We start from the raw sequence: 26,364 nt of genomic DNA, 5'->3' as shown, positions 1-26,364 counted from the left end.
AATATTATGCTTAGCGCTATTAAAAATGGGTTACAGCCTTTAGGTGTTAACACTAAACAGTATGGTGACTCTCGCTGGTGGATTGGCATGTTACTGGTTATTGTACTTGCGGGCGTTTCTGTTGCGCTTAGTAAATTACCAATAATGCAAACTGCGCAATTTAGCTCACTCACTATTGGTATTGTGGTTGGTATTATTGTGGGTAACAGTATTTTTTCGGGTATAGCGACTCATACCGATGTGGGCGTTGATTACGCTAAAAGTATTTTGCTCAAAGCGGGCGTTGTGTTGTTTGGTTTTAGAATAACCTTTACGCAAGTAGCGGGCGTTGGTTGGAGTGGCTTACTAACTGACATTGTTATGCTTGTTGGTACATTTATATTAGCAATTCAACTTGGCAAACGTGTATTTAAGCTAGATGAGCAAACAACTATATTAATTGGCGCGGGTAGCTCTATTTGTGGCGCTGCAGCGGTGATGGCAACCGAGCCTGTTATAAAAGCACAGGCGCATAAAGTATCAGTAGCGGTAGCAACGGTGGTGGTGTTTGGTACGCTAAGCATGTTTGCCTACCCAATAATGTTTGAGTACATGGGATTGAGCGAACACGCATACGGTATTTTTGTAGGCTCAACCATTCATGAAGTAGCGCAAGTGGTTGCAGCGGGCACTGCGGTAAGCGCTAACGCGGCCGACACCGCAGTAATAGAAAAAATGCTAAGAGTGATGATGCTTGCGCCATTTTTAGTGGGTTTATCATTTTGGCAAAGTAAAAAAAGAGCAAAAGCAGGTGATGCAGCAAGCAGTGAGGGCGATAAATCAGGTATTACTATCCCTTGGTTTGCGGTGTTATTTATAGTGGCCAGTGGTGTGCATTCACTCTCTATTATTCCTCAAGTGACTACAAACGCAGTTGTTTGGTTTGATAATATATTACTCACCATTGCGATGGTGGCTTTGGGTTTACGCACACATGTTGGGGCAATTCGCCAAGCGGGTATTAAACCGCTGTTACTGGCACTGTGTTTATTTTTGTTTTTAACGTTAGGCGGCTTTGCCATTAATATAGGTATTGCTGAGCTGTTTTAAACGTTATTTGGTAAAAGTTGATTGGCTTAAATTGGCCAATCAACTTCGTTTAAGTCATCCAGCTGCGCGCTGGTATTTTTATTACCTTGCCATTTATTAGTGTAAATACCGAGCGGATCAAACTGTAACGTTTGTTTTTCAATATTAAAGTGCCTACCGCCACGCGGATCTACACCTACGCCCGCTATGTATTGCCAGTTGCCCCAGTTTGCGGCTACGTCGTAATCAATCAATTGCTGTTCAAAATAAGCCGCGCCATAGCGCCAATCAAGGCCAAGTTCGTTAACTAAACAACTTGCCGCAACTTGCCTTGCTCGGTTTGATATATAACCAGTGGCATTAAGCTCATTCATAATGGCATTGACCAATGGGAAGGGTGTTGAGCCATTACACCACGCAGCAAAGCGGTTTGGCATAAACGTTGTTAGGGGTTTGGTTTGTTTTTGGCCTTTAAAGCTAAATAAGCTGTTGCCCGCATTGAGTGCATGCCATTTAAAATACTCTCGCCATAGCAATTCAAACTTAATCCAATAAGTAGATTCGTTGACGATATGTTTATGTTCGTACTCTTCAACCGCTTTATAAACTTGCCGTGCACTTACACAGCCAAAGGCAAGCCAGGTACTAAATTTTGTGGTGTTATTAAAGCCATCAAGCTCGTTTCGAGTTGTTTTATAGGTACTTGGCAGTAAGCCCGAAAAGTACTGCGCTAAATGAGCTTGCGCACTTTTAAATCCGCCGTGCATTATCGCGTTGTTGTCATCAGTATGTTCAGTAAGCTCAATTGGTTTGGCCGCACATAATGTTATAGGTTGAGGGAGTAAACCTTCAGGTAACATTGAGAGAGTTATAGGTATATTGGCTGCCTCTACCTTTTTACGAAACGGCGTAAAGCTTTTAGGCAGCTCGTTTAAATTAAAAGGTAGGTCGCTTTGTTTAAATAGGGTGTCTTGCAGCACGCCTGTAAATTCTGTATTTGGGCAATGCGCTTTAAGTAAACTTATTTGGCGTTGCTCGTACAAACCGATTTGCTTGCTAAATACAACTTCATCAATGTTTAGATCATTTATACGCGCTTTTAAAAGCGCTATTGGTTCACCTTCAAGCACGTGCAGTGTTTGTCCGCGTTCAATAAGCGTCTGCTGTAGCTCAAATAAGCTTTGCATTAAAAACTGTTGTTTATGCACGCCATATGGTTTTTGTTGGTAGTTATTATTTTTGAACCAATGCGGATTTATTACAAATACAATATCGAGTGCGCATTGCTGCGACGCAAGGTCACTAAAAATAGTGTTGTCAGTGAGGCGTAAATCGTTTTGTAGCCAATATAAAATGCGTTTGCTCATAGGTTTGCTCAGGTTTTTTTAATCATTAACTTTACGAAGCAAAAGCGGGTAGGGATTAGTTTTGAGATGGTTAATAGACTTTTAAAAAGAGGCGATTATTAAACCGCCTCTTAGCTTATTGAAGTATTGTTTTTAAATAGCTGATTTTTGCTCTGCTATCCAATCGTTTATTACATCCTCAAGTACTGACATAGGCAATGAACCTTGGCCAATAACGGTGTCGTGAAAGCTGCGAATATCAAATTTAGCGCCTAGTTCTTTTTCCGCTTTTGCACGTAGTTCGCGTATTTTTAGCTCGCCCATTTTGTACGAGAGCGCTTGGCCTGGCCATGAGATATAACGATCTATTTGATCCTCCACTGCGCTTTGTGGCAATGCAGTGTGATCTGCTAAGTAGTCTATTGCCTTTTGGCGGCTCCAGCCAAATGCATGAATACCGGTATCAACAACAAGCCTCACTGCGCGCCACATTTCGTAACCTAAACGACCAAAGTCGCTGTATGGGTTTTGATAAAAGCCGGCTTCTTTACCTAAGCGTTCAGTGTAAAGTGCCCAGCCTTCGCCAAATGCTGAGTGGCTAAGTGTGCGTCTAAACTCAGGTACGTCTAACTCCATTGCAATGGCGTTTTGTAAATGATGCCCTGGTATTGCTTCGTGTAGGCTTAGTGCTTCTAAATTATATAAAGGTTGTAGCTTAGGTGTTGAGGCTAAAAAGTAAGTACCCGGCGAGCGGTTATCAGCCGGTGGCATATAAAAAGCGCCACGACTCGCTGAGCCTTTTATTGTAAAGGTGTTACGCGGTAAATGATTAAAGTAGGTTGGTAATTTGCCATACATTTTTTGCGTAATAAAGGCTGTTTTTTCAAGCAGGTCTTGCGCGTCTGTTGCGTAAAATTGCTCATCGGTTGCTAAAAATTCTAAAAAATCGCTGTAAGTGCCGTCAAAACCTACTTTATCAATAATGTTTTGCATTTGCGTTTTTATACGCGCCACTTCTTTTAAGCCAAGCTCGTGTATTTGCTTGGGTGTTGCATTGGTTGTGGTGTAATAATTTACCGCATATTTATAATACTCAAGCCCGCCTTTAACACTTGAAATACCTGGCTCTGCTCTACAGTTAGGCATGTAATCGTTTTCAAAAAAGTCGTAAAAGTGCTGATAAGCTGGTACTACTTTTGAGCTAATTAAGGCTTTAGCTTTGTTTTGGTATGTGGCCTTTTGCTCTGCTGTAAATGTATTTGGTATACGGGTGAAGGGCTCGTATAAGGCGCTATTTTCAGGTTGCTTAACTATATGAGCGTTAATGCTCTGGCTGTAATTTTCAAATGTTTTGCAGTAGTGGGTGTAACCCTTTTCAATGCCTTCCTTCATCAAGTTAATGTTTTCTTGATTAAAGCGAGGGTAGTCGGCAAGGCTTACTAAAAATGCGTTGTAATCATCAGGTGTTAAAAATGCCATATTAGCCGGTGCTTCGGCAAAGTAGGTATGCCAGCCACTTAAAAAGTTAACCTGAAAATACTTATCTTGAAAAAGGTAACTTTGCTGCTCTGTTTCTCGCTCGTATTTAAATAAACGGTAGTTCATTAACTGCGAGCTGCTCAGCGTTTTAGGATCTATTTTACTTAAGTTTTTTAATACATTGTTATTATAAGCTTGGCGCTTTGCAATGGCTTGTTCGGTCCAATTTGGTAATGTACCACTGGGTTTCCAACCATCAGGGTCGGTACGAAAGAATATTTTTTCGGCTTTTGCATTTTGCCAATGGTTATCAATAATGGTTTTTAAATCTGCATTGCTATCGGCTGCGCTCGGCAGTGATGCTACAGCTAAGCAAATAGCTAAAATTGTTTTTTTGAACATATTATTCTCATTTTTAGCGCGTTAATTTTTATTAGTGTACGCACATTTATCATTTTTGTTTTTAATATAGTACCAAGTTAACTTTATTAATGCGCTTACTTTTATAACCAGTATCAATTGGTTTTACTTTTTGATTGAACAAATTTCACCGCTGAAGTGAGTGGGCCACTAGTTTATTGTTTTATCAGCGTTTAGAATGATTAAAACTAATTACAATAAAAGACCGTCATGTTTAATAAAGTAATAACGCTGATTGATGAAGCTAATAACCAAGACCCTAATACTGAGCAGCACAATGGGCAAAGCTTTCCAAAAGAAAGCTTATACGGCTTGCGTATGAGCGAAATGCTAACTCGTTTTAAACCAGATGCCGATGAACTCATGCAAGTTGCAGTGCGTGCACAGCATATTCAGCGTTGGAAGTCGCCACGTAGTGACTTTGAAATGAACAAGCAGGGTTATCATCAATGGCGCAGCGCACTTTATATTTTTCATGCGTCACTAGCCGTTGAATTAATGAAACAAGCTGGGTTTAACGATACGGACCAAAACCGTGTTTATAACGCTGTTGCTAAAAAAGATATTAAGCGCAATCCAGATAGCCAATTAGTAGAAGATGTAGCGAGTTTGGTGTTTATTGAACACTACATGCTTGGGTTTGCCAATGCAAAACCAGATTACAATGAAGAAAAATGGATTGGTATTATTCGCCGTACATGGCAAAAAATGTCAGATGAGGCACACGAGTTTGTACTTACAGGTAATATTACGTTACCCGCGCCGCTAGTTGGGCTTATTCATAAAGCGCTTGAATAAATAATAAAAGTATAAAAATAAAAAAGGAATTTTAAATGTATTGCCCTAGAACTAATACGCCACTTGAGCCTTTACTTGTTGGCGGTTTTACTGTCTTTACGTCAGCTCAAGGCGGCGTATTTTTTGATAACAGCCAAATTTTTAAGTTTAGCTCGCCAGAGTTAAAGCACGGTGAGGTATTACTTAAATATTTGAGTGATCATATCGAGAGTGAATACGATGTATCGCTACGAATTAATTGTCCAAAGTGCATAAGCATTGTGATGATGCGCAGGTATTTTTCGCCAGTAAAGGCTGTCGAAATAGACGAATGCCCAGGCTGTGCAGGCATATGGCTTGATAGCGGCGAGCTGGCAAAAATACACGAAAACCATTTAACACCTCGAGAGCGTAAACTGTTAGCCCACGAAATGGCAACCAATCATGGGTTTATAACTATTAAATTACCTGCTTCTAGGTTTACGCCAACTAATAAAAATAAAAGTGCGCATGAAGCCACGGTGGAGAACTTAGTGCGCTTAGCTTTACTTGGTTTGTAACTCTTAATCACATATTAAAACAAAAACGGCGTACTAAAAAGTACGCCGTTTTTATTGTAATAAACTAACTCTTGAAAAGTTTATTTATTACGGTTTTCTTTGGCAAACGCACGTATTTTACGTTTTTGCGACAGTGTTACTTTATTAACACGGCCAGCAAATGGGTTTTCACCTTCTCTAAATTCGATTTTGATAGGGGTGCCCATAATTTTAAGCGCTTTACGGTAATAGTTCATCAGGTAGCGTTTATAGCTATCTGGTAAATCTTTAACTTGGTTACCGTGAATAACAATACGTGGTGGGTTATAGCCACCGGCATGGGCATATTTGAGCTTAACACGGCGACCACGAACAAGTGGTGGCTGATGATCGGCTTGAGCCATGTCCATAATACGACGTAACATTGCAGTACTTATACGTTTAGTAGCTGATTCATACGCTTCGTCAACAGACTCGAATAAATGACCAACACCTGTACCGTGTAGTGCAGATATAAAGTGTAGGCGTGCAAAGTCAATAAAGCCTAAACGGCGATCGAGCTCTGATTTAATACGATCTTTAACGTAATCGTCTAAGCCATCCCATTTGTTCACTGCAATTACCAATGAACGACCTGAGTTAAGAGCAAAGCCTAATAAGCTTAAATCTTGATCTGAAATACCATCGCGAGCATCAACAATCAATAACACAACGTTACAATCTTCGATTGCTTGAAGCGTTTTAATTACTGAGAACTTTTCAACAACGTCGCTTACTTTTTTACGCTTACGAACACCTGCGGTGTCAATTAACACATACTCTTTTTCATTTCGAGTCATCGGAATGTAGATAGAGTCACGTGTTGTACCTGGCATGTCGTATACAATTACGCGATCTTCACCCAGTATACGGTTTGTAAGCGTTGACTTACCAACGTTAGGGCGACCAATAATTGCAAGCTTTACAGGTTTGTCTGCAAATGCCTGGTGATCGGTATCGCTGTCTTCATCTTCTTCGTAAAGATTAATAAGCTCTTCGTCATCGCCTGTTACGTCTTCGTCTTGTGCAGCTAATTCAGCAATAAGCGGCTGAAGTGTTTGCTCAAGTAATAACGTAATACCACGGCCATGCGATGCAGCAATATGATGAATTTCACCTAATGATAATTGGTAAAATTCAGCACAGTTTGAATCTGCATCAATACCATCGGTTTTATTAGCAACAACAAAACACTTTTTATCTTGCTTGCGCAAGTGATTAGCAATTGCTTGGTCAGCTACGGTCATACCTACACGAGCATCTACTAAAAACAGAACAATGTCGGCTTCTTCAATGGCTAGCAGAGATTGATCTGCCATTTCGATTTCGATGCCTTCTTCTGAGCCATCAATACCGCCCGTGTCTACCACGATAAATTCATAGCCATCGTAACTAGCTTGGCCATATTTTCTATCTCGTGTTAAACCTGGAAAATCGGCTACGAGTGCATCACGAGTACGTGTTAAACGGTTAAATAATGTGGATTTGCCCACATTGGGTCGCCCAACTAGAGCGATCACGGGAAGCATAAACTACCTCTTTAAAAAACAACAAAAGGCTTCGCAGTGCGAAGCCTTAAAAAACCATATGACTATTAGTAACTTAGTTTGGTATTTTTACCATACTAACTTCACCATCACGGGTGTATAAAATTAGCTTATCGTCGGCAACAACTGGCTCAACAAAAAAGCCCGAGCTGTCAAAGTCTTCACGAGATACTAGCTCGCCAGTTTCTTTATTTAGCCAATGTAGGTTACCTTCTTGGTCGCCTAAAGCTAAGTGGTTACCTGCAACTGCAGGCCCTGTTAGGTACCAACCACGTAGAGCGGGTTGGCTCCAACGTTCAATACCTGAATTTTTATCTAATGCGTAAATAACACCATCGCTATCTACTAAATAAATTGTTTGTGCATCCATCGCAATTTCGCGGTAGCTGCTGTACTCACGTTTCCATACAACATTGCCAGAGCGAATATCTACAGCAGCTAAGTTGCCGTTGTAAGCTATAGCGTAAGCGTATGGACCGCTAATAAGTGGTTGAGTGTCTACGTCAACTAGGCGTTCAAATTCTGATGCGCCTTTAGCAACCGCAATTTCTGCGCTCCATGCTGAGTAACCACTGTCTGAAATTAATACGCTTAGCTTGCCTGTTTCAAGGCCTACTAATACACCACCGTTAGCAACGGTTGGCGAGCTTTGTCCGCGTAATGTTAGTGGTGGAACTTCTTGTTCAAAGCTCCAACGCTCTTCGCCTGTATCTGGGTGAAGGGCTAACAATTTACCAGAGCCTAAATTTACAAATATTAAGCCATCGCCTGCTGTTGGTTTAGACAGTGATTCGCCTGGTACGTTTTTACGCCAAACTTCTTCACCGGTTTCGCGATCAAGAGCAATAATAAAGCCGTGTTCAGAACCTATATAAATTTTACCATAGGCTTGCAAAATACCACCTGATAATTTTGCATTTCCGTTGTTAGCCCAAGGCCAAAATGATAAGTCTTGGCGTACATCGGTTTCCCATTTTGTATCGCCATTATCAAGCGAAAGCGCTTCTACTTGGCCTTCGCGGCTAGCAACATACACAGTATCTTTGTAAACTGCGGGTGTTAAACGAGAAAAATAATGCTCTACGCCATCACCTACAGATTCTTGCCAAACAACGTCAGTTTCAAATTGGTTTACAATTTCAGGAAGTACTAGTTCATCTTCATCATCACTTGATGAACAACCCATCAATGTTGCCATACATAGGGCAAGAGCTGCTGTTGTAAATTTTTTCATGCCTAAAACCTTATGCCGCTGGGCTAGTTACTGCTAGGTCATCTAACTTAATTTGTAATAGTGGGTTACTTGTTAATCCACCCGCATCTATTGCTGCTTGGTATGCAGTACGTGCTTGATCTTTATTACCTTGCTCAGTGTAAATGTCGCCTTTAAGCTCGGCCACGTTTGCATTGAACGCTTCAGGTAATGGTGCATTTAATGTCGTTAATGCATCGTCATATTTAGTTTGCGCAATTTGAACACGTGCTAAACGTGTAATCGCAATTGCTTTTAATTCTGTATTTGGCGTATTAGACACAACCCAGCTTAGCTTTTCGCTTGCTACGTCTAGTTTTTTCGCTTCTACTGCGTCTTTTGCAGCTACAAATGCTGCAAGTGTTGCGTAGTTTGTATCTTTATTTTCGCTAATAAACGCATCAGCTGAAGATAATACATCATCGCTTTCAACAAGTGTTGTATATGAATCTGATGCTTTTTCAGCGGTAGTAATTTGGTTTTGGTTATATGCTTTCCAGCCATATAAGCCACCTAGGCCAACAAGTATACCTAGCGCAAGTGAAATGCCGTTTTCACGGAAAAAGCGTTTAATGGCTTCTGCTTGTTGTTCTTCTGTTGAATAAATGTCCATTCTTACCTCTAATGTTCGCTTAGCCGTTAATAAGCTCAGCTAATAGCGCTTTAGCTTGTTCTAATTCTAATGTGACTTGTTCTTTACGCTCGCGTAAATACTTGATGGTCACAACGCCTTTTTCTAATTCATCTTCGCCAATAATCACTGCAACAAGTGCATCGCTTTTATCAGCACGTTTTAATTGTTTTTTAAAGTTGCCGCCGCCCGCATGTACCATAACGCGCAAACCCGGTACGTCTTTGCGTAGTTGCGCTGCAATTGCAGGTGCTTGAATGCTTGCTTTGTCGCCCATTGCTGCTAAATATACATCAGCATTACGACGAATGTCACCTACACACTCAAGTGCTTGTAGTAATAATACTAAGCGCTCTAGACCCATTGCAAAACCAACTGCTGGCGTTGCTTTGCCGCCAAGTTGTTCAACTAAGCCATCGTAACGTCCGCCAGCACATACAGTGCCTTGTGCACCTAAACTGTCGGTTACCCATTCAAATACAGTGCGGTTGTAGTAGTCTAAACCACGTACTAACTTTTCATTAACCGTATATGAGACGCCAGCAGCGTCTAAACGTTCACATAAATTTGCAAAATGTTCTTTTGATTCAGCATCTAAATTTTCAGACAATTTAGGCGCATCAGTTAAAATTGCTTGTACGTCTGGATTTTTGCTATCAAGTACGCGTAATGGGTTTGAATACATACGACGTTTTGAGTCTTCATCAAGCACATCAATGTGTTGCTCAAGGTAGGCTACTAACGCATCACGGTAATCTGCACGCGCTTCGTTAGACCCTAAAGAATTTAGCTCTAAACGAACGTGGTCAGTAATACCAAAGGCTTCCCATAGTTGCGCTGTTAATAAAATAACTTCTGCGTCTATATCTGCTGTAGCAATACCAAATGTTTCTAAACCAAATTGGTGAAACTGACGGTAACGACCTTTTTGCGGACGCTCGTGACGAAACATTGGACCCATGTACCAAAGGCGTTGTTCTTGGTTGTATAGTAAGCCATTTTGGTTGCCAGCACGTACGCATACTGCGGTGCCTTCTGGGCGAAGTGTTAATAAGTCGCCATTGCGATCGGCAAAGGTGTACATTTCTTTTTCTACTATATCGGTAACTTCACCAATAGAGCGTTTAAATAAGTCGGTTGATTCTACAATAGGAAAACGAATTTCTTGATAACCGAACGATGCTACTGTCTCGCGTAAAATGTTTTCTACTTTCTGCCAAACTTGTGTATCGCCCGGCAGACAATCGTTCATACCGCGAACTGCCTGAATTTGTTTTGCCACTGATAAATCCTAAATGCTGTTTTTTTGTGTAATGAAAAATGCTTACACAACAAGAATGCTAAAAATTGACCCGTCATTATATACCCAAATGACCCCATGATGCGAGTTTCAGTTGGAATTAAAAGCGATTTAGGCAAGGCATTGATTGAAAGTAATAGTGGTTCTATTGTTAAAATCAATAACGCAGTATAAATCGCTTTTAAACCAACCCGTTGGGCGGTTCACAGACACTTACTCTCATCGTTGTTACTTTTTAAAAGGGATTGCCATTCTTGCAAAGTAACGCCTTGATATTAAGAGCCTGTGAAACGCTGAATTCTGTATCTTGGGGTCGTTTGGGTATCCACTAGCTATAAAGGTAAACGGCAAACCACGGGGTTTGCCACCTTAAACGGTATTTATTCGACTATTTTTATGTCAATCGGTGTTTGGCTCTGCTTTTTTTCTATAAAGTCGCGTACATAACCTTCAAGCTGATCAACAATGTTGTTGTTATCAATGCGCGCTTTTTGGCGTTCGCCATTTATATACAAACCAGAGCGACGATTTGCACCGGCAAGCCCTATATCACTCACAAGCGCTTCACCTGGTCCATTTACAACGCAACCAATTACCGAAACTGACATAGGTTCGATAATATCCTCTAAGCGCTCTTCAAGTTGGTTCATGGTGCTTACTACATCAAACTCTTGGCGTGAGCAGCTAGGGCAGGCAATAAAGTTAATTCCACGCGAACGAATGCGCAATGAATTTAAGATATCAAAGCCGACTTTAATTTCTTGAACAGGATCGGCAGCAAGTGATACACGCAGGGTATCGCCAATACCTTCGGCTAATAACATACCTAAACCTACTGCAGATTTAACAGAGCCTGAGCGCATGCCGCCCGCTTCGGTAATACCTAAATGTAATGGTTGGTCTATTTCTTTAGCGAGTAAGCGATATGCTCCTACAGCTAAAAATACGTCAGACGCTTTTACTGATATTTTAAATTGGTCAAAATCAAGGCGGCGCAATATATCTACATGGCGCATTGCTGATTCTAATAAGGCTTCTGGTGTTGGTTCGCCGTATTTTTCTTGTAAGTCGCGCTCTAGTGAACCGCCATTTACACCAATACGAATAGGAATGTTATGCTCGCGTGCTGAGTCTACTACGGCTCTAATACGCTCTTCACTACCTATATTCCCTGGGTTTATACGCAGGCAATCAACGCCGTATTTTGCCACTTTTAAGGCTATACGGTAATCAAAGTGAATATCGGCTACTAGCGGAATCGTTACTTGTTCTTTAATACTTTTAAACGCTTCGGCTGCATCCATTGTTGGTACTGATACACGGACTATGTCGGCACCTGCATCTTGTATTGCCTGTATTTGTGCAACAGTTGCATCAACATCCATGGTGTCGGTGTTGGTCATTGATTGCACTGCAATAGGGGCACCATCACCAATAGGGACGTTACCTACATTGATTCGGGTGGATTTTCTGCGTTTAATTGGAGATTCTGAAAACATAGCGACTACTCTGCTAGTGGTAATGTAAATTTGGCTAAACGGTTTTGAGGAAATGCAGAAACATCTACAGGTTCACCGTTTAAAGTAATGTCTACAGCGTCATGCTTACCAAGCACAACTGAAAAAGGAGGCGTACCGCTTACGGTCATAATGTAGCCTGCTTTTTTAACGCCGAATGCTATTTTCTCGCCTTCGCCGTCGTAAATTTCAACCCAACTTTCGCCATTAAAGTTCATGACAATTGTACTGCTAGCATCGTCTTGACTTGCGCTGTTAGAAGCAATAGGAGCCGTTTCTTTAACTATTTCTGGGCTTGTTGATGTTTCACTAGACGTGCTTTGTGATTCTAATAATGATTCATCGTCAATTTCGGCTTGTTGCTGTTGCTCTGAAATACTGGGTTGAGCGGCTTGGCGCTCGCTCATTTTTGAGTTGGCAACGTTTATGTTACTCGTTTGCTCTTCAATAGGTGTCGCGTTTTGCCAAAACCATAAAGCAGATGAGCCAATAACAATCGCTAAAATTAAATAGCTAAAAAACATTAAGCGGCTGTCGTTTGCTTCTTTTTCTGTACGGCGTGAAAAACTCTGCATATTAGCGGGTTTAGCCGGCTCCGGTGGGGCTGGCATCATTGCTAATATAGGTGCGCTATCTACTTTTAATTCACGGCAATAGTTTTTTATATAGCCTTTAACAAAAGTAATAGGGCCTAGTAATGTAAATTCATCATTTTCAAGGCGTTTAATTTGAAGTTCAGACAGCTTTAACGGTGCAGCAATAGTCGCTATGCTAACGTTCGCTTGTTCTCTGTGATTTTTTAATATCTGGCCTACAGTTGGCTGTTCGCTCTGTGTTTGCGTATTTTCTTCATTCATAATGTGTATGAGTCTGGATCCACTAGTAAAAGTTTGTGCCCTGGTTTTAGTGCTATATCAGGACTTAATTTATTCCATCGCATTAATTCATCAATTAATACATGCCGCTGGGTAGCTATATCGTAAAGGGAATCACCAGCTTTAATTTCGTAATAAATATTTGGATCGTTTAGGTATATTTTACTTCCATTCATTACCCGATCCGACTCTTTTAGACCATTCCATTGCAGGAGCTTTTGTAGTTTAACATTGTATCGCACCGAAATGCTAAATAGGTTTTCGCCAACAGCAATTACGTGAAATGGCACGCGTAAAGGCGATACTTTAGGGTTAAGCATTGGGAGCTCTGTTTTTTGTACTGCTTCGTAACTTTTAAATTCAATATCTGCATCATTTTGATAGCTGCTATTTTTAAATACAGTTGTATTTTTAGTCGCTTCGTAGAATACCACGTCACTACTATTTTTTTGAGCGGTAACTGCAGGAACTGAATTACTATAGTTACTAGTTTGCTGCGAATTAAACTGGCCTGTTTTAGGTGCGCCAAACGAAATTATTGTAACTTCGTCATCGGCTTTAGCTGGTTGTTTTGTTGCTATAACTTCTTTTTGAGGTTCGTAAACGGGCTTAGCTTTTTTAGGTGCAGCTACTACGGAATCTGCAGAGTCGTGCTTAGTAGTAAGTGCAAGCATAACAGCCGATGTATCGGTAGGGTTGCTTGGCGCGACGACTTTAGGAGCATCTTCTTTTTGAGTTGTTATTTGTTTTGCTATTACGGTTGCTTCATCGGCTTGCTTACTGACCGTGTTTTTTACCGTCTTAGCTTGCTTTTCTCTTACTATAACTGGATTTAAATCTTGGTTATTTGCTATTGCGAGCTTTTTATCTGTTTTTTGCTCGTCGTTTGTTACCAAGCTTGTTGAACCGTCTTGTGGTGAACGTTTCTTTCTGATTACTTTTATTTTTGGTTTTGAACTAACGTGCGCGCCGCTTTCGTCATTTTTTAGTTCTTTTAACTGCGCTTTACGGTATTTTTCTCGCAGTATTTCAAACTCATTAAAACGTGTTCTTTTCTCTTTTAATGCATAGGCTTCGTTACTGCTAGAGTAAGTTTGTAAGATAGTGCTGGAAATTTTTTCAGCCTCTTCTATTCTGCCCATTCTGTTTTTTACAAGGTAGCTAAGCATTAATGCGCGAGAAGATACTCGACCTGTGCTTTCGTAGCGTTTTAAAAGTTCACTGGCTTTGTATAAGTCACTTTTTGCGTAATACAGCGCTGCTAAACTAATTAACGTAGATGTACGCTGAGAGCTGTGATTAAGTGCCTGTTGAAAGTAACTTTCTGCATTTTCAAAATCATCAAATTCAATAGCACACAAGGCTAAATTTTCGTAACTTTCGGCAACGCGAATATAACTTGGTACTTCAATGGCTTTTAAAAATTGATCAGTTGCACGATCGTATTCATCAATACCACATAAAAACACGCCGTAGTTATTAAGGGTATTAGGATCGTCAGGCTTTATTTCGAGTGCTTTTTGGTAGGCTTTATCAGCTAGCGGGTTTTCGCCTACTTGTTGATAGTAATAAGCAAGAGAGTAATGTACTTCAGGTAGGTCAGGAGCAAATGCAGCTGCACGTTCTAAATTGTATTTGGCTTGAGAGTTATTACCCGTTTTTAAATACTGTAGGGCTAAAGCAATTCGTGTTCGTGCTGCGCCAGTATTATTAATTTTATTTTCGACGACGGGCTTATTACTGCCGTTATAACTACTTTCGCTAACACAGCCACTTAAGGCAAGTGTTGATAGTGTTATAGCAAGTATAGATCGCATTACCTTATCTCTTTATTTTTAGTCCATGGCGCCTATCTTACCTAAAACCTTTGTTGTTGCATCATTTATTTAAAAATAAACAACTTAACCACCCTACATGACTAATTAACATAGGGTGGTTACAGATTATGCTTGGTGGATATTAACGCTAATTGCGTTATCGTCACGCATTTTCTTTTTAGCTAAACGTTTAGTACGGTCAACTACATCACCTACTAACTGTCCGCAAGCAGCGTCAATATCGTCACCGCGAGTTCGGCGCACAATACAGGTAACGCCTGCTGCTTGTAATACTTTTGAAAAACGGTCAATACGGCTATTGCTTGAGCGCGTGTATTCATTACCCGGAAACGGGTTAAACGGAATAAGGTTTACCTTACAAGGTGTGCCTTTTAACGTTTGCACTAATGCATGCGCCTGATCGGTGCTGTCGTTAATACCGTTAAGCATAACGTATTCAACCGTTACATCTTTATTTGCTTTTGAGCCATCGATATAACGACGACACGAGGCTAAAAATTCTTCAATAGGGTACTTTTTATTAACTGGCACTAAAATGTCACGCAGTGCGTTATCGGGTGCGTGAAGTGAAATAGCCAGTGCTACGTCAATTTTCTCTTTTAGTAAATCAAGAGCAGGTACAACGCCTGAAGTACTTAATGTTACGCGGCGCTTAGATAAACCAAAGCCCCAATCGTCCATCATTAGTTCCATTGCTGGCACTACGTTTTTAAGATTAAGTAAAGGCTCGCCCATACCCATCATTACAACGTTAGTTACTGGGCGCTTTTCGCTATGACCATCAAGGCCTATATCTTTAGCTACACGCCAAACTTGACCAATAATTTCAGATACTTTTAAGTTACGGTTAAAGCCTTGTTGAGCAGTAGAACAAAAAGTACATTCAAGAGCACAACCCACTTGTGATGATACACATAACGTAGCGCGCTCTTTTTCAGGGATCCAAACGGCTTCTACTTCTTGGCCGCCTTCCAGAATAAGTGCGTACTTAATAGTACCGTCGCTTGCTTGTTGGCGCACAGTGATTTCTGGCGCTACAATTTCGCACTCAGCTTTAAGTTTTTCTTTAAGCTTTTTGTTTACGTTGCTCATATCGTCGAAGTTATCTACGCCAAAATGATAAATCCATTTCATCACCTGGTCACTACGAAACGGCTTTTCACCGAACGATGCAAATAGCTCGCGCATTGCTTCTCGGTTTAAATCTAATAAGTTAATCTTTTTTTGCTCGGTCATGAAACAACCTCAATCGGTGACGGTGGAGATAAAATTTACGAGGACGAATTGTACACAATTCACTCACTTTAATCATTAAGTAAAACATCATGAGTTTCTGATTAATACTTTACGTAATGACTAAAAAAGGGCCCGAAAGCCCTTTTCAATATGTTAACGAATTCGAATTAACGAGTACGTGAACAAAGCTCTTCGTCAGCGAAGAAGTACGCGATTTCGCGAGCAGCAGATTCAACAGCGTCAGAACCGTGAACAGCATTTTCGTCGATGCTATCAGCGTAGTCTGCACGTAAAGTACCAGCTAGTGCTTCAGCAGGGTTAGTAGCACCCATGATTTCACGGTTTTTAAGAACAGCGTTTTCGCCTTCAAGAACTGTAACCATTACTGGACCAGATGTCATGAAAGATACTAAAGCACCGAAGAAAGGACGTTCGCTATGTTCAGCGTAGAAACCTTCAGCTTTCTCTTGTGAAAGGTGAACCATTTTAGCTGCAACGATTTTAAGGCCAGCAGATTCGAAACGGTTGTAGATAGCGCCAATGTGGTTTTTAGCAACTGCATCAGGTTTTACGATTGAAAAAGTACGTTCTAAAGCCATCTTTATGCTCCAATAATTTTAAGTAAAAGTGTGAATATTAACGGGCGCGAATTATACGCGTTTTAAGTGAAAAATCCTAATTTTATTAAAAACCAGTTTGGTTGTCGTTTTGTGATCTCGATCAAATACAAATTATTGACCGCATTTATACTGCCGCGCTTCTGTTTACTTATTTGTTAATGACTAATCTGAATTCTGCTTGGGATAGATTTATTTTTCAGAGTTCAGGTTAACTACTTATGCAACTGGCTTAAACCCAGTTTGATGTATGGAGCGCACATGTCACCCGTTATTTCTTCAATGCCTTTTATTCCTGAATTACTATGCCCCGCAGGCAGTTTAAAAAACATGCGCTATGCGTTTGCTTATGGCGCAGATGCGGTTTATGCGGGGCAGCCTCGTTATAGCTTGCGTGTACGTAATAATGAGTTTGACCTAGACACTCTGCAAGTCGGCATTAGTGAAGCCCATGCGCAAAATAAAAAGTTTTATGTGGTGTCTAATATTGCGCCGCATAATGCCAAAGTTAAATCGTATTTACGTGATATAGAACCTGTTATTGCGATGCTGCCCGATGCGCTGATTATGTCAGACCCTGGTTTGATTATGCTTGTTCGTGAAAAATGGCCAGCCATGCCAATTCACTTATCGGTACAAGCAAATGCGGTAAATTACGCGAGTGTACAATTTTGGGCAAAGCAGGGAATTGAACGCGTTATTTTATCGCGGGAGCTGTCGCTCGAAGAAATAACCGAAATACGCACATTCTGCCCAGACACCGAACTTGAGGTATTTGTACATGGTGCACTATGTATGGCGTATTCAGGACGTTGTTTACTCTCTGGTTATATAAATAAGCGCGACCCAAATCAAGGCACGTGTACTAATGCATGTAGATGGGATTATGATGTAAAACCTGGGGTTGAAAATGAAACCGGCGAAATGGTGCATAAAATTGACCCAAAACAGGTTATTCCTACACTGGGTGAAGGCGCGCCAAGTAACGATGTATTTATGCTAGAGGAACAAGGTCGCCCTGGTGAGTATATGCCTGCGTTTGAGGATGAACACGGCACGTATATTATGAACTCAAAAGATTTACGCGCAGTGCAATACGTAGAGCAGTTAACAAAAATGGGTGTACATAGTTTAAAAATAGAAGGGCGTACTAAGTCATTTTATTATGTAGCGCGCACAGCACAAGTTTATCGCAAAGCAATAGACGACGCAGCTGCGGGTAAACCATTTGATACTAACTTATTTAAAACGCTTGAGAATTTAGCGCATCGTGGTTATACCGAAGGCTTTTTAAAACGCCACGCTCATCAAGATTATCAAAACTATGAGTACGGTCATTCGGTATCAACTAAACAGCAATTTGTGGGTGAAGTACTTGGGCGCTGCGAAAATGGATTAGTTGAAATAGACGTTAAAAATAAATTTTGTACAGGCCACTCTTTAGAGCTTATGACACCACAAGGTAACTTTACTTTTAAGCTTGAATATATGGAAAACAAAAAGGGCGAAAGTATTAGCGATGCTAAAGGCTCCGGTCACATTGTAAAAATACTGCTAGATGAAGACATTAACTTAGCGCATGCTATTTTAATGCGTAATCTTGAGGAACACCAAGATACTCGTAATCCATTTAAACAAGCTGTTTAGCTACAGCTGAATATAGTTTTTTCAAAAAACTCGGGGTTATAAAAACCCCGAGTTTGCGACTTTATTTAAAATAATATTAATTATTTTTCAAGCTGCTTTAGCTTATCTCTTCGCTCTTTACGTTTTTGTTTTAATGTTTTGCTTGCATGTTTTTTAGGTTTTTCTTTACTCATTACAAATAACTCCAATTAAATATATAAAATTAATAAATAAAAATTGAAATAATTTACTCTATATTTCCTCCTTAATATTAATGGCTATTATTTCCCAAAGGTGGGATTCCCCAGCTTCTTTATATTCAATAATATGATTTATTTTATGCCCTAAAAGAGCGACCCCAAGAGGAGAGTGAAATGATACGTCATTAATAAAGTGCCTTCGTTGGTTTGGAGGCACTAAAGTTATACGGCGCTTAAAACCGGTGGTTATATTTTTAATAACCACCGTGCTATTAATTTGTACATGCGGATTGAATTTTGACCAAGGCCGCTGTGAATACTCGACTTCTTGTAGTAAATACGCAAGCTTTAACGGTTGTAATAGTACCGCTGCGTCTGTGAAGTCATTTTTAGACAGGAAAGATTTTTTACGCTCGAACAGAAAAGAAAGCACGGACTAATCCCCACAAAAACTAAATCGAATTTAAATATATAAAGGTACAGTGTAACTGCCGAGTGTAAGGGTTACACTCGGCTTAAATTCCGAAGGTGGTATTTGTTTTTAGCAGATATGTGATTAAAGTAAACATATTATCCTCTTTGTTTAAATCAATCATATTGAGTTTAAAAATAAAGTCAATTGAGTTTTAGGTTAAAAATATATTGGCGATAAAATGACAGTTTAAAACTGTTTTTTTTATGTTTTTATAAATTCGTTTTTTCACTAAATTGTTGTTATTTCTGTGTGTTAGTTGCTCACTATTTGATTGAAGCTAAGCGACTAAATAGTTAAGTGCTATTTATGGGATCTATAGTGCCACTTATGCCTATTTATAATATTTATAGATTAAATATACTGGTGTTGTTGTTTATTAAAGTGTAATTGTGTGGCTAGTATTTTATTATGTGAAGCCTAAGCTGCTTATTTTATAGAGTAGAAGCTAGGTATCGGGTAACGCTCTTGTAGTGGCTACGTGCTTTACTGCTGAACCTTTATGTAATAGTTACTCCATTCAACAATGTTAAATAACCACTTTTTATTCGGGTTTATCAAAGTAAATTATAAAGGGTCTCACTTATATGTGGATAATTTTTGCATTACTCGCCACTGTTTTTTTTGGTGCGCGAGGAATAATGTACCAATGGACGTCACAAAAAAAGATTAATCGTAATCTATTATTATTCGGTGTTTTTTTTGTGGGATTTATAATTAGTGCGCTAGGTACTGTGGTGTTTGAGCACACATGGTACGGCTGGGCTGACATTACTGTTGGACTCGCTTTAGGTTTTGGATCTTTTGCGGCTAATGGGTTTTTACACAAGGGGTTTTCGGTTGGGAAAGCGTCTTTAATTAGTATTCTGTCGGGGTTAACGCCTTTATTTGTGCTTTTATTTGCCTTTTTATTATGGCAAGAAACCTTAACTGTTATTCAATTAATCGGCTTTTTTATTATTTTTGGCGGCCTTTATATTATTCGCTACTCCAGCGATATCTCATTAAGTAACTTACAAGGCGCGCAATGGGGATTACTCGCGGCACTGTCCTTTGCATTTAATGATTTAATGGGTAAGCAATCAACGCTTCTTGAGGCGGATACGTTTGCAACTTTAACGTCTATGTTTGGGTTTGGTAGCTTTCTTTTTGCCGTTAGTTGGTTAGTAAAGCGTAAAAAAATGCTAGCAGAGCAAGGCTCTTCTCAAGCGTATTGGTCTGCCGGTAAAACATTTTCGTGCGGGTTACTTATTGGTTTAACTAATGTGGCTGGCATGGTTGCAATAATATCGGCTTTTGCTATTGGTAATACAGGGCTAGTTTCAGCGATTTCAGGTATGAATATTTTAATTATTTTGTTGTACTCACGCATCATTCTAAAAGAGTCTTTTACACGGCAAGAAGTTATAGGATTAACAACGGCATTTTTAGGTGTAATCGTACTAAGGCTTAGTTTTTAAAAGATGAATTAGCTTAATTACTTTGCTGTGAAAAGCCTACACTGCTACATTTTAGTAAAGTGTTGCAGTGCATGCTCTATAAGTAATCGCACTCGATAAGGGATTTGTTTTCTGTCGCGATAAAGCATAGAAAATGGCTGCCCTTTACTTTGCCAGTCAGGAAGAATGTGTTTAAGCTTTCCTGCTTTAATAAGTGGTAATGCTATATAATCAGGGATGTAGCTAATACCTACGCCAGACTCAACGGCTTGTTTCATCATTTGAATTTCATCAACTTCCAATCGAACATGTGTGTTTGGGTTGAAGCTATATTCCTCGTTCGTGTGCTGATTTTTTAATTGCCACGGTACCAACCCAACGCACGTAATTTTTGGTTGCTCTTCTAATTGCTTAGGATGAGTGATGGATTGATAATCATGATTTAAGTGAGTACATAATATATTGTGAGTAAGCTTAAGCTCCCTAATAACCCAATTATCAATGGCAGGATTTCTTACTCTAAACGCTATATCAATCCCTTCTTTTTCAATATCAATAAGGTTATTTGAAAAGCGTAAATCTAGTTGAATATCGGGATACTGCAGTAAAAAATCACAAAAAATAGCACTTAAAAAATGTTTACCCATGTAAATGGGTGCACAGATCCTAATTTTCCCTTTAGGTTGGTCTTTCTCATCACAAAGTGCTTGCTCAATACACTCTACTTCATCAAACAGTTTACGATAGCGATCGTAATATAATTCGCCAGTATGCGTAAGTGTAACTCGATGGGCATCTCGATTTAGTAACGTTAATTGCAGAGCTTGCTCTAATAAACGTATTCTACGGCTCAAAGTTGATAGTGAAATATCAAGGCTTATTGATGCTTTTTTAAAGCTACCTAGTTTTACTATGGTGCAAAAGTAACGTAAATCATCGAGAGAATAATTAGCTGCCATCAGAACTACTTTATTGTTTAGGATGTAGGCAATATTAACAGCGACGCTTTAGAATTTCATTAGAGAAGCCAGAAGTTTTTATTGATAAAGATCAACAAAGAAAAAGTCAATAAAATGCATAATTTAACGCTGTTAATCATATAATTTAAAATAAAGCAGTAAATGTTCTATTTTTTCATTTTTTGTTTTATATGAACTTTAATTGAAAAGGCTAGAAAATGGCTCTACTCATAAATAACAAATGCATTAACTGCGATATGTGTGACCCAGAGTGCCCTAATGAGGCTATCTATATGGGCGCTAAAATATACCAAATAGATGCAAGTAAATGTACTGAGTGTGTAGGGCATTATGATAAACCTACTTGTGTAAGTGTTTGCCCTATTGACTGTATAAAGCCCGATCCTAATAAGCGTGAAAGTTTAGATGAGCTGGCTGATAAGTTTGTGCTGCTAACGAACTTATAACTTGTTCAGGTATTTTGCTAAGCCGCTTTTTACTATTGGCTAAAAACTATCTACATTACTTATTTAGCTTGTAGTTAAAGTCCGCTGTCATGCATTTTTAGTTTCAATCAAATTTTATTACCTTCATTAATTATCAATTATATTGTGTTACCTTAAGGCTTTATAAACTCAAGTATTAATCTAAGTTTTAGATTGCATTCTATAGGAGTCTATTTTGCATATAGGTATTAACGCTATTCAGGCTGTATCTTCAAAACAAGCAATATTTATTAATGATGAGTGCCGAGTGTTTGTAATTGGCGATCTTGATGGTGATTTACCGGCCTTAAAAAACGCACTTAATAACGTAAATTTTACCCCTGAAAGAGATACTTTGTTTTGCCTAGGCGATTTTGTTGATCGCGGGGATAAAACATATGACTTATTCACATACTTACAAGCCATTAGGGCATGTATGATATTAGGTAATCATGAGCATTTAATGTTGGAATCATTATTAAGTAATGATGAAGCGGCTTTTAAATTATGGACTGACAATGGTGGCAATTGGCACAAGTCGGTATCGAGTGAAAAGCTCAATGTTATGTGCGATGAGTTACTAACTAAGCCTCTTTCGATAGTACTTGAATATCGTGGTTATAAAATTGGGTTGTCTCATACATTTGCCCAATCGTGGGATTGGGAAAATTACCCTGATGATAAATCGGTGATTGTGCAATCTCTATTGTGGGATCGCGAAGTAGTTAAACAAAATAAGGTAGTTAAAAGTCATGGAGTCGACTTTTCAATACATGGACATAACTCAACTAAAGCACCTTTCTGGGTGGGTAATAGCTATCATATAGATACCAATTATTATGGTGGAAAGCCGACATTACTCGAGCTTTCAGTGGTTATTGCTACGCTTGATTAACCAAGCGCTATTTAGCAATTGTTACTTCTTTCAAATATCATCCGGCAGTTTTGCTTTTTAAAGTATAAACTGCTGACTACCACATCTAATTATCCCCTTCGTTTTTTTGTATACACTTTATGATGATTTTTGCACTGTAATTATTTCATTAAGCTATTAAATACCACAAAGCCGCTCTTAGTTTGTTAATTGAGAGCGGATTTGATGTGTGGGCTGGGTTTTAACTTTCATTTAATAGGTATAAATACAGTTAAAAGAGACGTTTATTTAATTTAATATTGTTGGTTAACAAACGGTTAAGTTTGGCTGTGTAGAATTGGGAACAATTTTTGCCATTACGTGAATAATTTGCGTAAAAGGACTAACTTCTCGCTTTAGTTTTATGAGCAGATTTAAATGGAACAGCCTCTCACATGATAGTAGCAAGTATATACCCTTTCCCTTTTTCAACGTTTTGTAAGTCATCACTTTATGTATCAATTTTTTCTGCTTTGGGTTCTACGTGTGCTTTTGCAGCGCAAGAAAACGAAAACTCGCAGCACACAAAAGATATGGAAGTAATAGAGGTACGTGGCATCCGTTCAAGTATGGCCGAAAACTTAGATGTAAAACGCATGTCTGGCTCAGTGGTTGATGCAATTACAGCGGAAGACATTGGGAAGTTCCCTGATAAAAACGTTGCGGACTCTCTTCAGCGTGTACCTGGTGTGGTAATTGAGCGTGACGGCGGAGAAGGTTCATCAGTCAGTATTCGTGGTTTGTCGTCGGCGCTAACTTTTACACAGCTTAATGGTAATTTTATTGCGTCTTCTCCGGGAGAGCCTTCGCGTTCGTTTGATTATGCTTTGTTACCGTCTTCGATGATTGAAAGTGTAGAGGTTTATAAATCGCCAGAGGCACGCTTAGATGAAGGAGGGGTTGGTGGTACTGTATTAATGCATAGCCGAAAGCCTTTGAGTATGGATGCAAACTCAGGTGTATTTAATGTAGAGAGTACTTACGCTGATGTTACAAAAGAGTACGAACCGCAGTTTACGGGTTTATATTCATGGAAAAACGACAACGAAAACTTTGGTGTATTAGTTGGCTATACCTATCAGGAACGAACAAACAGGACACTTTCGGGAGGAACTGATGCAAATGTATGGCGCTACACTGGCGGTGGACAACCTACAGATATAAATGGTAACGCAGTTAATAACAATAATGGTTGGGATACTATTAATGATGCAAACGGCAACAGTTACGATGGTATTTGGTTTCCACAAGTTGTGCGAGGCTCAGTTCTTAACGAAAAACGTGAGCGCGAAGGAATTCAAGTTAGTACACAGTGGCGACCAACAAATCGTTTAGAGCTTGGATTTAATTACTTTGGCTTTACACTCGGCCAAGACAGAACTGAATCTGTGATTGATATACCTGAGTGGTCTTTAAATTCTGATTTTTTAACTGATGTAAATCTTGATGAGTCGGGCGCTATTGTTACAGGTATGCAATACGATGCGATGGCAAGCGGTATTGAAAGTGATATGCAGTTTCCATGGATGCGCGGCAGTTATGTACGTGAAGAATCCACCTCCGATACCTTTGATTTTAATTTAACTTATGAAGGCGATAATTTTAAAGCGCGCTTTGTCGTGGGTAATACAAAATCAGAAGGGGGGCCGGAAGAAAGCTGGGAAGCTGCATATAAAAGCTCAAACGCGGGCGAAAACGCCACTGCTATTCAAAATGCTGCTCAAATGGCAGGCTGGTCACTCAACCAAAATAATGTGTCACTTAATATTGACCCAAATACACTAGCTAACTTGCAAAATGGAATTGGAGGCGGTCGTGATGCGGGCTCTTCAAACTCAAGTTTTGTACGCAGTGAGTTAGAAGAAGATTATTACCAAGCTGATGTGGATTTTTATGTTGATTGGGGCTTTTTAAAAACAATTAGAACCGGTGTTAAATACCGTAACTCCACGCTTCATCGTGAAACTGGTAACACCTTCTTTTTAGATCCTAATTTTGATATTGCTGCGGGCGAAGCAAGCGAGCAAGGTATTACTCGTTTTGATAGCTACCAATGGAATGGTGGAATGCCATTAGCTCAAAATGTATTTACAAGTGAGAGTAATATAGTAGGGGGTTTTGATATAAACCAAATGCCAAGTATCGACTGGGACAAATACCGCGATATGGTCACTGCTAACTATGTACCTTATACACGCATTGAAGATAACTTTGTTTACGACATTGAAGAGAAGATATCTGCTTTTTATATACAAGGCGATTTTGAATTTAGTGAAGTAAGAGGTAATTTTGGCGTGCGTGTTGTGCAAACAAAAACATTTACTTCATCTACCGACTTATATACCTACCAATTAGATCACACAAATGATGAAACAGGCGAGCTAGTAACTGGTGATGCACGCTTTGTAGAAGACTATCAATTAGTCACTCAGCAAAACGAAGACACTCAAATACTACCAAGCTTTAATATAGCGTGGGATGCAACTGACGATTTAGTTATTCGTGGGGCAATAGCAAAAGTAATGTCTCGTCCTGATTACAGCGATTTAGGTGCGCAGCAGCGTATTACGTTTGTATCGGATGAATGGGCAAATGATAGAGCTGCATTTAATGAACAGCCAGGTTTTAGCGGCAGTGGTGGTAATAAAAACTTGAAGCCATTTGAATCGGTGCAAGCTGATTTATCTATTGAGTATTATTATGCAAAGGGTTCTGCGGTTGGATTGGCACTTTTTCATAAGAAAGTAGATAACTTTGTTGTGCCACTAATAATAGATGCAGAGCAAAGCTTTGCCGGTAAAAATAATATAGTTGATGCAGATACTATTAATATAGCTCCGTATAGCACTGTAGGTAATGGTACCGATGCAATATCTAAAGGCGCGGAAGTATTTATTCAGCATGCGTTTGATAATGGTTTTGGTTTTTACGCAAACTACACTTATAACAAAACTAACAAAGCAGATGTAACCGTAAATGGTAAAGAGTTTGGTCAATCGGCATTAATAGGCAGTGCAAAGTATCAGTACAACACCTCTGTTTATTATGAAGGTGACGCTTTTAATGTGCGCGCTTCATATAACAAACGAGGGGAGACAGTATTAGGCCTTAATAGTGGTTTAAATGTATATCAAGATCCGTACGAACAGGTTGATGTTAATGCATCGGTTAATTTGTATGAAGGGCTAAGCTTAACAGCTGCTGTTATTAATTTAACTAAGTCGGAATCGGTAACGCGTTTAGGTGATGATACAGATGCACGGTTACTTAATTCAAGCTATTCAGGACGACGCTATTACGCAGGCTTTAATTATAGTTTTTAATTAACGGCATACGTAAGACTTTATTAAACGCCAACTAAAAACTGTAGTTGGCTTAGCCTAACGCACCTAATATTGTAGTTTTATGTATGCACATAGTTTAACTGCTCATATGTTGGTTGTTTAATAGGCAAATAAAGCTCTGCAGCCCTTTATTTGTATAGCTTTCATACTAAATTCATTTAATTGTCAAAAAGCTGAAATAAAACATTGACCCCCGCTCGAATCTCCCTATAATGCGACCCCACTGAGACAGGAAACGCCAACGCATAGCGAGGCACGAACAACTCAGAGAGTTAAATAAAACTTCGGTTTTAAATCTTCTAAAAAGAAAGTTTAAAACTAAGTGTTGACTCGAAAAATAAAGGGTGTATTATTCGCATCCCTTGAGGCGCTAAAGCGACTCAAAACGTTCTTTAACAATATAAAGCAATCATCTGTGTGGGCACTCGTACAGATTGAGTTCTAA

General features: G+C 39.4%; 21 protein-coding genes. 8 read left to right on the top strand and 13 right to left on the bottom strand.

All coding sequences use genetic code 11. The features are described 5' to 3' along the window. Positions 1–6 precede the first annotated feature (6 nt). Positions 7–1,089 carry a YeiH family protein gene (locus tag I6F50_RS18710; RefSeq protein WP_165740660.1) on the top strand — a complete coding sequence of 361 codons (1,083 nt, stop codon included), beginning with the start codon at positions 7–9 and terminating at the stop codon, positions 1,087–1,089. A 26-nt stretch (positions 1,090–1,115) separates the two neighbouring features. Here I6F50_RS18710 and I6F50_RS18705 read toward each other — a convergent pair whose 3' ends face one another. Both I6F50_RS18705 and I6F50_RS18700 read right to left on the bottom strand, forming a co-directional pair. Then, positions 1,116–2,435 (bottom strand): DASH family cryptochrome, encoded by a 1,320-nt coding sequence (locus tag I6F50_RS18705; RefSeq protein WP_165740661.1) that lies wholly within the window; start codon positions 2,433–2,435, stop codon positions 1,116–1,118. Positions 2,436–2,567: 132 nt separating this feature from the next. Then, positions 2,568–4,295, bottom strand: a complete 1,728-nt coding sequence (locus I6F50_RS18700; RefSeq protein ID WP_165740662.1) for a DUF885 family protein — start codon at positions 4,293–4,295, stop codon at positions 2,568–2,570. Between the two features lie 228 nt (positions 4,296–4,523). On the opposite strand from I6F50_RS18700, the gene I6F50_RS18695 reads away from it, so the two are divergent. Further along, positions 4,524–5,111 carry a DUF4202 domain-containing protein gene (locus I6F50_RS18695; RefSeq protein WP_165740663.1) on the top strand — a complete coding sequence of 196 codons (588 nt, stop codon included), beginning with the start codon at positions 4,524–4,526 and terminating at the stop codon, positions 5,109–5,111. Positions 5,112–5,146: 35 nt separating this feature from the next. Further along, entirely contained in the window at positions 5,147–5,650 is a 504-nt protein-coding gene (locus I6F50_RS18690) for a zf-TFIIB domain-containing protein (RefSeq protein ID WP_197141633.1), read from the top strand. An 80-nt stretch (positions 5,651–5,730) separates the two neighbouring features. On the opposite strand, the gene der is transcribed toward I6F50_RS18690, so the two are convergent. The 9 genes from der to ndk all read right to left on the bottom strand — a co-directional run bounded on the left by der (position 5,731) and on the right by ndk (position 16,463). Continuing rightward, positions 5,731–7,197, bottom strand: coding sequence for a ribosome biogenesis GTPase Der (der, locus tag I6F50_RS18685; RefSeq protein WP_024592997.1), 1,467 nt, complete (start codon positions 7,195–7,197; stop codon positions 5,731–5,733). 73 nt (positions 7,198–7,270) lie between these two features. Next, positions 7,271–8,449 carry an outer membrane protein assembly factor BamB gene (gene bamB / locus I6F50_RS18680; protein ID WP_197141631.1) on the bottom strand — a complete coding sequence of 393 codons (1,179 nt, stop codon included), beginning with the start codon at positions 8,447–8,449 and terminating at the stop codon, positions 7,271–7,273. A gap of 10 nt (positions 8,450–8,459) precedes the next feature. Then, positions 8,460–9,080: a tetratricopeptide repeat protein gene (locus tag I6F50_RS18675; protein ID WP_165740736.1), complete on the bottom strand. Its 621-nt coding sequence runs from the start codon at positions 9,078–9,080 to the stop codon at positions 8,460–8,462. A gap of 19 nt (positions 9,081–9,099) precedes the next feature. Next, entirely contained in the window at positions 9,100–10,380 is a 1,281-nt protein-coding gene (gene hisS, locus I6F50_RS18670; RefSeq protein ID WP_007583429.1) for a histidine--tRNA ligase, read from the bottom strand. Positions 10,381–10,778: 398 nt separating this feature from the next. Continuing rightward, a complete protein-coding gene (ispG, locus tag I6F50_RS18665) occupies positions 10,779–11,897 on the bottom strand; it encodes a flavodoxin-dependent (E)-4-hydroxy-3-methylbut-2-enyl-diphosphate synthase (RefSeq protein ID WP_007583427.1) in 1,119 nt (372 codons plus the stop codon). Positions 11,898–11,902: 5 nt separating this feature from the next. After that, a complete protein-coding gene (locus I6F50_RS18660) occupies positions 11,903–12,772 on the bottom strand; it encodes a RodZ domain-containing protein (RefSeq protein WP_007583424.1) in 870 nt (289 codons plus the stop codon). Further along, a complete protein-coding gene (gene pilW, locus I6F50_RS18655; protein WP_197176999.1) occupies positions 12,769–14,607 on the bottom strand; it encodes a type IV pilus biogenesis/stability protein PilW in 1,839 nt (612 codons plus the stop codon). Before pilW ends, I6F50_RS18660 begins: the two co-directional genes overlap by 4 nt. 126 nt (positions 14,608–14,733) lie before the next feature. Next, complete coding sequence (locus I6F50_RS18650) at positions 14,734–15,864, bottom strand: bifunctional tRNA (adenosine(37)-C2)-methyltransferase TrmG/ribosomal RNA large subunit methyltransferase RlmN (RefSeq protein ID WP_007583420.1); 1,131 nt, start codon at positions 15,862–15,864, stop codon at positions 14,734–14,736. A 167-nt stretch (positions 15,865–16,031) separates the two neighbouring features. Continuing rightward, on the bottom strand, positions 16,032–16,463 hold the full coding sequence (gene ndk, locus I6F50_RS18645; protein WP_007377442.1) for a nucleoside-diphosphate kinase: 432 nt from the start codon (positions 16,461–16,463) through the stop codon (positions 16,032–16,034). A 279-nt stretch (positions 16,464–16,742) separates the two neighbouring features. Here ndk and yegQ point away from each other — a divergent pair, with 279 nt between their 5' ends. Beyond that, positions 16,743–18,128 carry a tRNA 5-hydroxyuridine modification protein YegQ gene (yegQ, locus tag I6F50_RS18640; RefSeq protein WP_197176997.1) on the top strand — a complete coding sequence of 462 codons (1,386 nt, stop codon included), beginning with the start codon at positions 16,743–16,745 and terminating at the stop codon, positions 18,126–18,128. A gap of 231 nt (positions 18,129–18,359) precedes the next feature. Here the strand turns inward: yegQ and I6F50_RS18635 are convergent, their stop codons facing one another. Next, positions 18,360–18,740, bottom strand: a complete 381-nt coding sequence (locus I6F50_RS18635) for a GreA/GreB family elongation factor (RefSeq protein WP_197141625.1) — start codon at positions 18,738–18,740, stop codon at positions 18,360–18,362. A 626-nt stretch (positions 18,741–19,366) separates the two neighbouring features. Between I6F50_RS18635 and I6F50_RS18630 the strand changes: the two genes are divergently transcribed. Further along, a complete protein-coding gene (locus tag I6F50_RS18630) occupies positions 19,367–20,239 on the top strand; it encodes a DMT family transporter (protein WP_024591184.1) in 873 nt (290 codons plus the stop codon). 44 nt (positions 20,240–20,283) lie between these two features. Here the strand turns inward: I6F50_RS18630 and I6F50_RS18625 are convergent, their stop codons facing one another. After that, entirely contained in the window at positions 20,284–21,177 is an 894-nt protein-coding gene (locus tag I6F50_RS18625; protein WP_197176995.1) for a LysR family transcriptional regulator, read from the bottom strand. A gap of 218 nt (positions 21,178–21,395) precedes the next feature. Between I6F50_RS18625 and I6F50_RS18620 the strand changes: the two genes are divergently transcribed. The 3 genes from I6F50_RS18620 to I6F50_RS18610 all read left to right on the top strand — a co-directional run bounded on the left by I6F50_RS18620 (position 21,396) and on the right by I6F50_RS18610 (position 25,898). Beyond that, entirely contained in the window at positions 21,396–21,644 is a 249-nt protein-coding gene (locus tag I6F50_RS18620; protein WP_197142789.1) for a YfhL family 4Fe-4S dicluster ferredoxin, read from the top strand. Positions 21,645–21,858: 214 nt separating this feature from the next. Beyond that, a complete protein-coding gene (locus I6F50_RS18615) occupies positions 21,859–22,557 on the top strand; it encodes a metallophosphoesterase (RefSeq protein WP_197142791.1) in 699 nt (232 codons plus the stop codon). Between the two features lie 413 nt (positions 22,558–22,970). Next, a complete protein-coding gene (locus I6F50_RS18610) occupies positions 22,971–25,898 on the top strand; it encodes a TonB-dependent receptor (RefSeq protein WP_197176993.1) in 2,928 nt (975 codons plus the stop codon). The last annotated feature ends 466 nt before the right edge of the window (positions 25,899–26,364 follow it).

This window comes from Pseudoalteromonas sp. NZS127_1 (assembly GCF_015864295.1).
Taxonomy (GTDB): Bacteria; Pseudomonadota; Gammaproteobacteria; order Enterobacterales; family Alteromonadaceae; genus Pseudoalteromonas; species Pseudoalteromonas arctica.
The sequence above is the reverse complement of the archived record's forward strand: the minus strand, read 5'-3'. Positions and strand labels throughout refer to the sequence as shown.

Excerpts from the sequence above, each read along its gene's own strand:
- I6F50_RS18675 (WP_165740736.1), bottom strand. The coding sequence starts at position 9,080 with ATGGACATTTATTCAACAGAAGAACAACAAGCAGAAGCCATTAAACGC.
- I6F50_RS18650 (WP_007583420.1), bottom strand. The coding sequence starts at position 15,864 with ATGACCGAGCAAAAAAAGATTAACTTATTAGATTTAAACCGAGAAGCA.
- I6F50_RS18625 (WP_197176995.1), bottom strand. The coding sequence starts at position 21,177 with ATGGCAGCTAATTATTCTCTCGATGATTTACGTTACTTTTGCACCATA.
- I6F50_RS18690 (WP_197141633.1), top strand. The coding sequence starts at position 5,147 with ATGTATTGCCCTAGAACTAATACGCCACTTGAGCCTTTACTTGTTGGC.
- I6F50_RS18700 (WP_165740662.1), bottom strand. The coding sequence starts at position 4,295 with ATGTTCAAAAAAACAATTTTAGCTATTTGCTTAGCTGTAGCATCACTG.
- ispG (WP_007583427.1), bottom strand. The coding sequence starts at position 11,897 with ATGTTTTCAGAATCTCCAATTAAACGCAGAAAATCCACCCGAATCAAT.
- bamB (WP_197141631.1), bottom strand. The coding sequence starts at position 8,449 with ATGAAAAAATTTACAACAGCAGCTCTTGCCCTATGTATGGCAACATTG.
- der (WP_024592997.1), bottom strand. The coding sequence starts at position 7,197 with ATGCTTCCCGTGATCGCTCTAGTTGGGCGACCCAATGTGGGCAAATCC.
- I6F50_RS18695 (WP_165740663.1), top strand. The coding sequence starts at position 4,524 with ATGTTTAATAAAGTAATAACGCTGATTGATGAAGCTAATAACCAAGAC.
- I6F50_RS18630 (WP_024591184.1), top strand. The coding sequence starts at position 19,367 with ATGTGGATAATTTTTGCATTACTCGCCACTGTTTTTTTTGGTGCGCGA.
- pilW (WP_197176999.1), bottom strand. The coding sequence starts at position 14,607 with ATGCGATCTATACTTGCTATAACACTATCAACACTTGCCTTAAGTGGC.
- ndk (WP_007377442.1), bottom strand. The coding sequence starts at position 16,463 with ATGGCTTTAGAACGTACTTTTTCAATCGTAAAACCTGATGCAGTTGCT.
- yegQ (WP_197176997.1), top strand. The coding sequence starts at position 16,743 with ATGTCACCCGTTATTTCTTCAATGCCTTTTATTCCTGAATTACTATGC.
- I6F50_RS18710 (WP_165740660.1), top strand. The coding sequence starts at position 7 with ATGCTTAGCGCTATTAAAAATGGGTTACAGCCTTTAGGTGTTAACACT.
- I6F50_RS18620 (WP_197142789.1), top strand. The coding sequence starts at position 21,396 with ATGGCTCTACTCATAAATAACAAATGCATTAACTGCGATATGTGTGAC.
- I6F50_RS18610 (WP_197176993.1), top strand. The coding sequence starts at position 22,971 with ATGATAGTAGCAAGTATATACCCTTTCCCTTTTTCAACGTTTTGTAAG.
- I6F50_RS18705 (WP_165740661.1), bottom strand. The coding sequence starts at position 2,435 with ATGAGCAAACGCATTTTATATTGGCTACAAAACGATTTACGCCTCACT.
- I6F50_RS18660 (WP_007583424.1), bottom strand. The coding sequence starts at position 12,772 with ATGAATGAAGAAAATACGCAAACACAGAGCGAACAGCCAACTGTAGGC.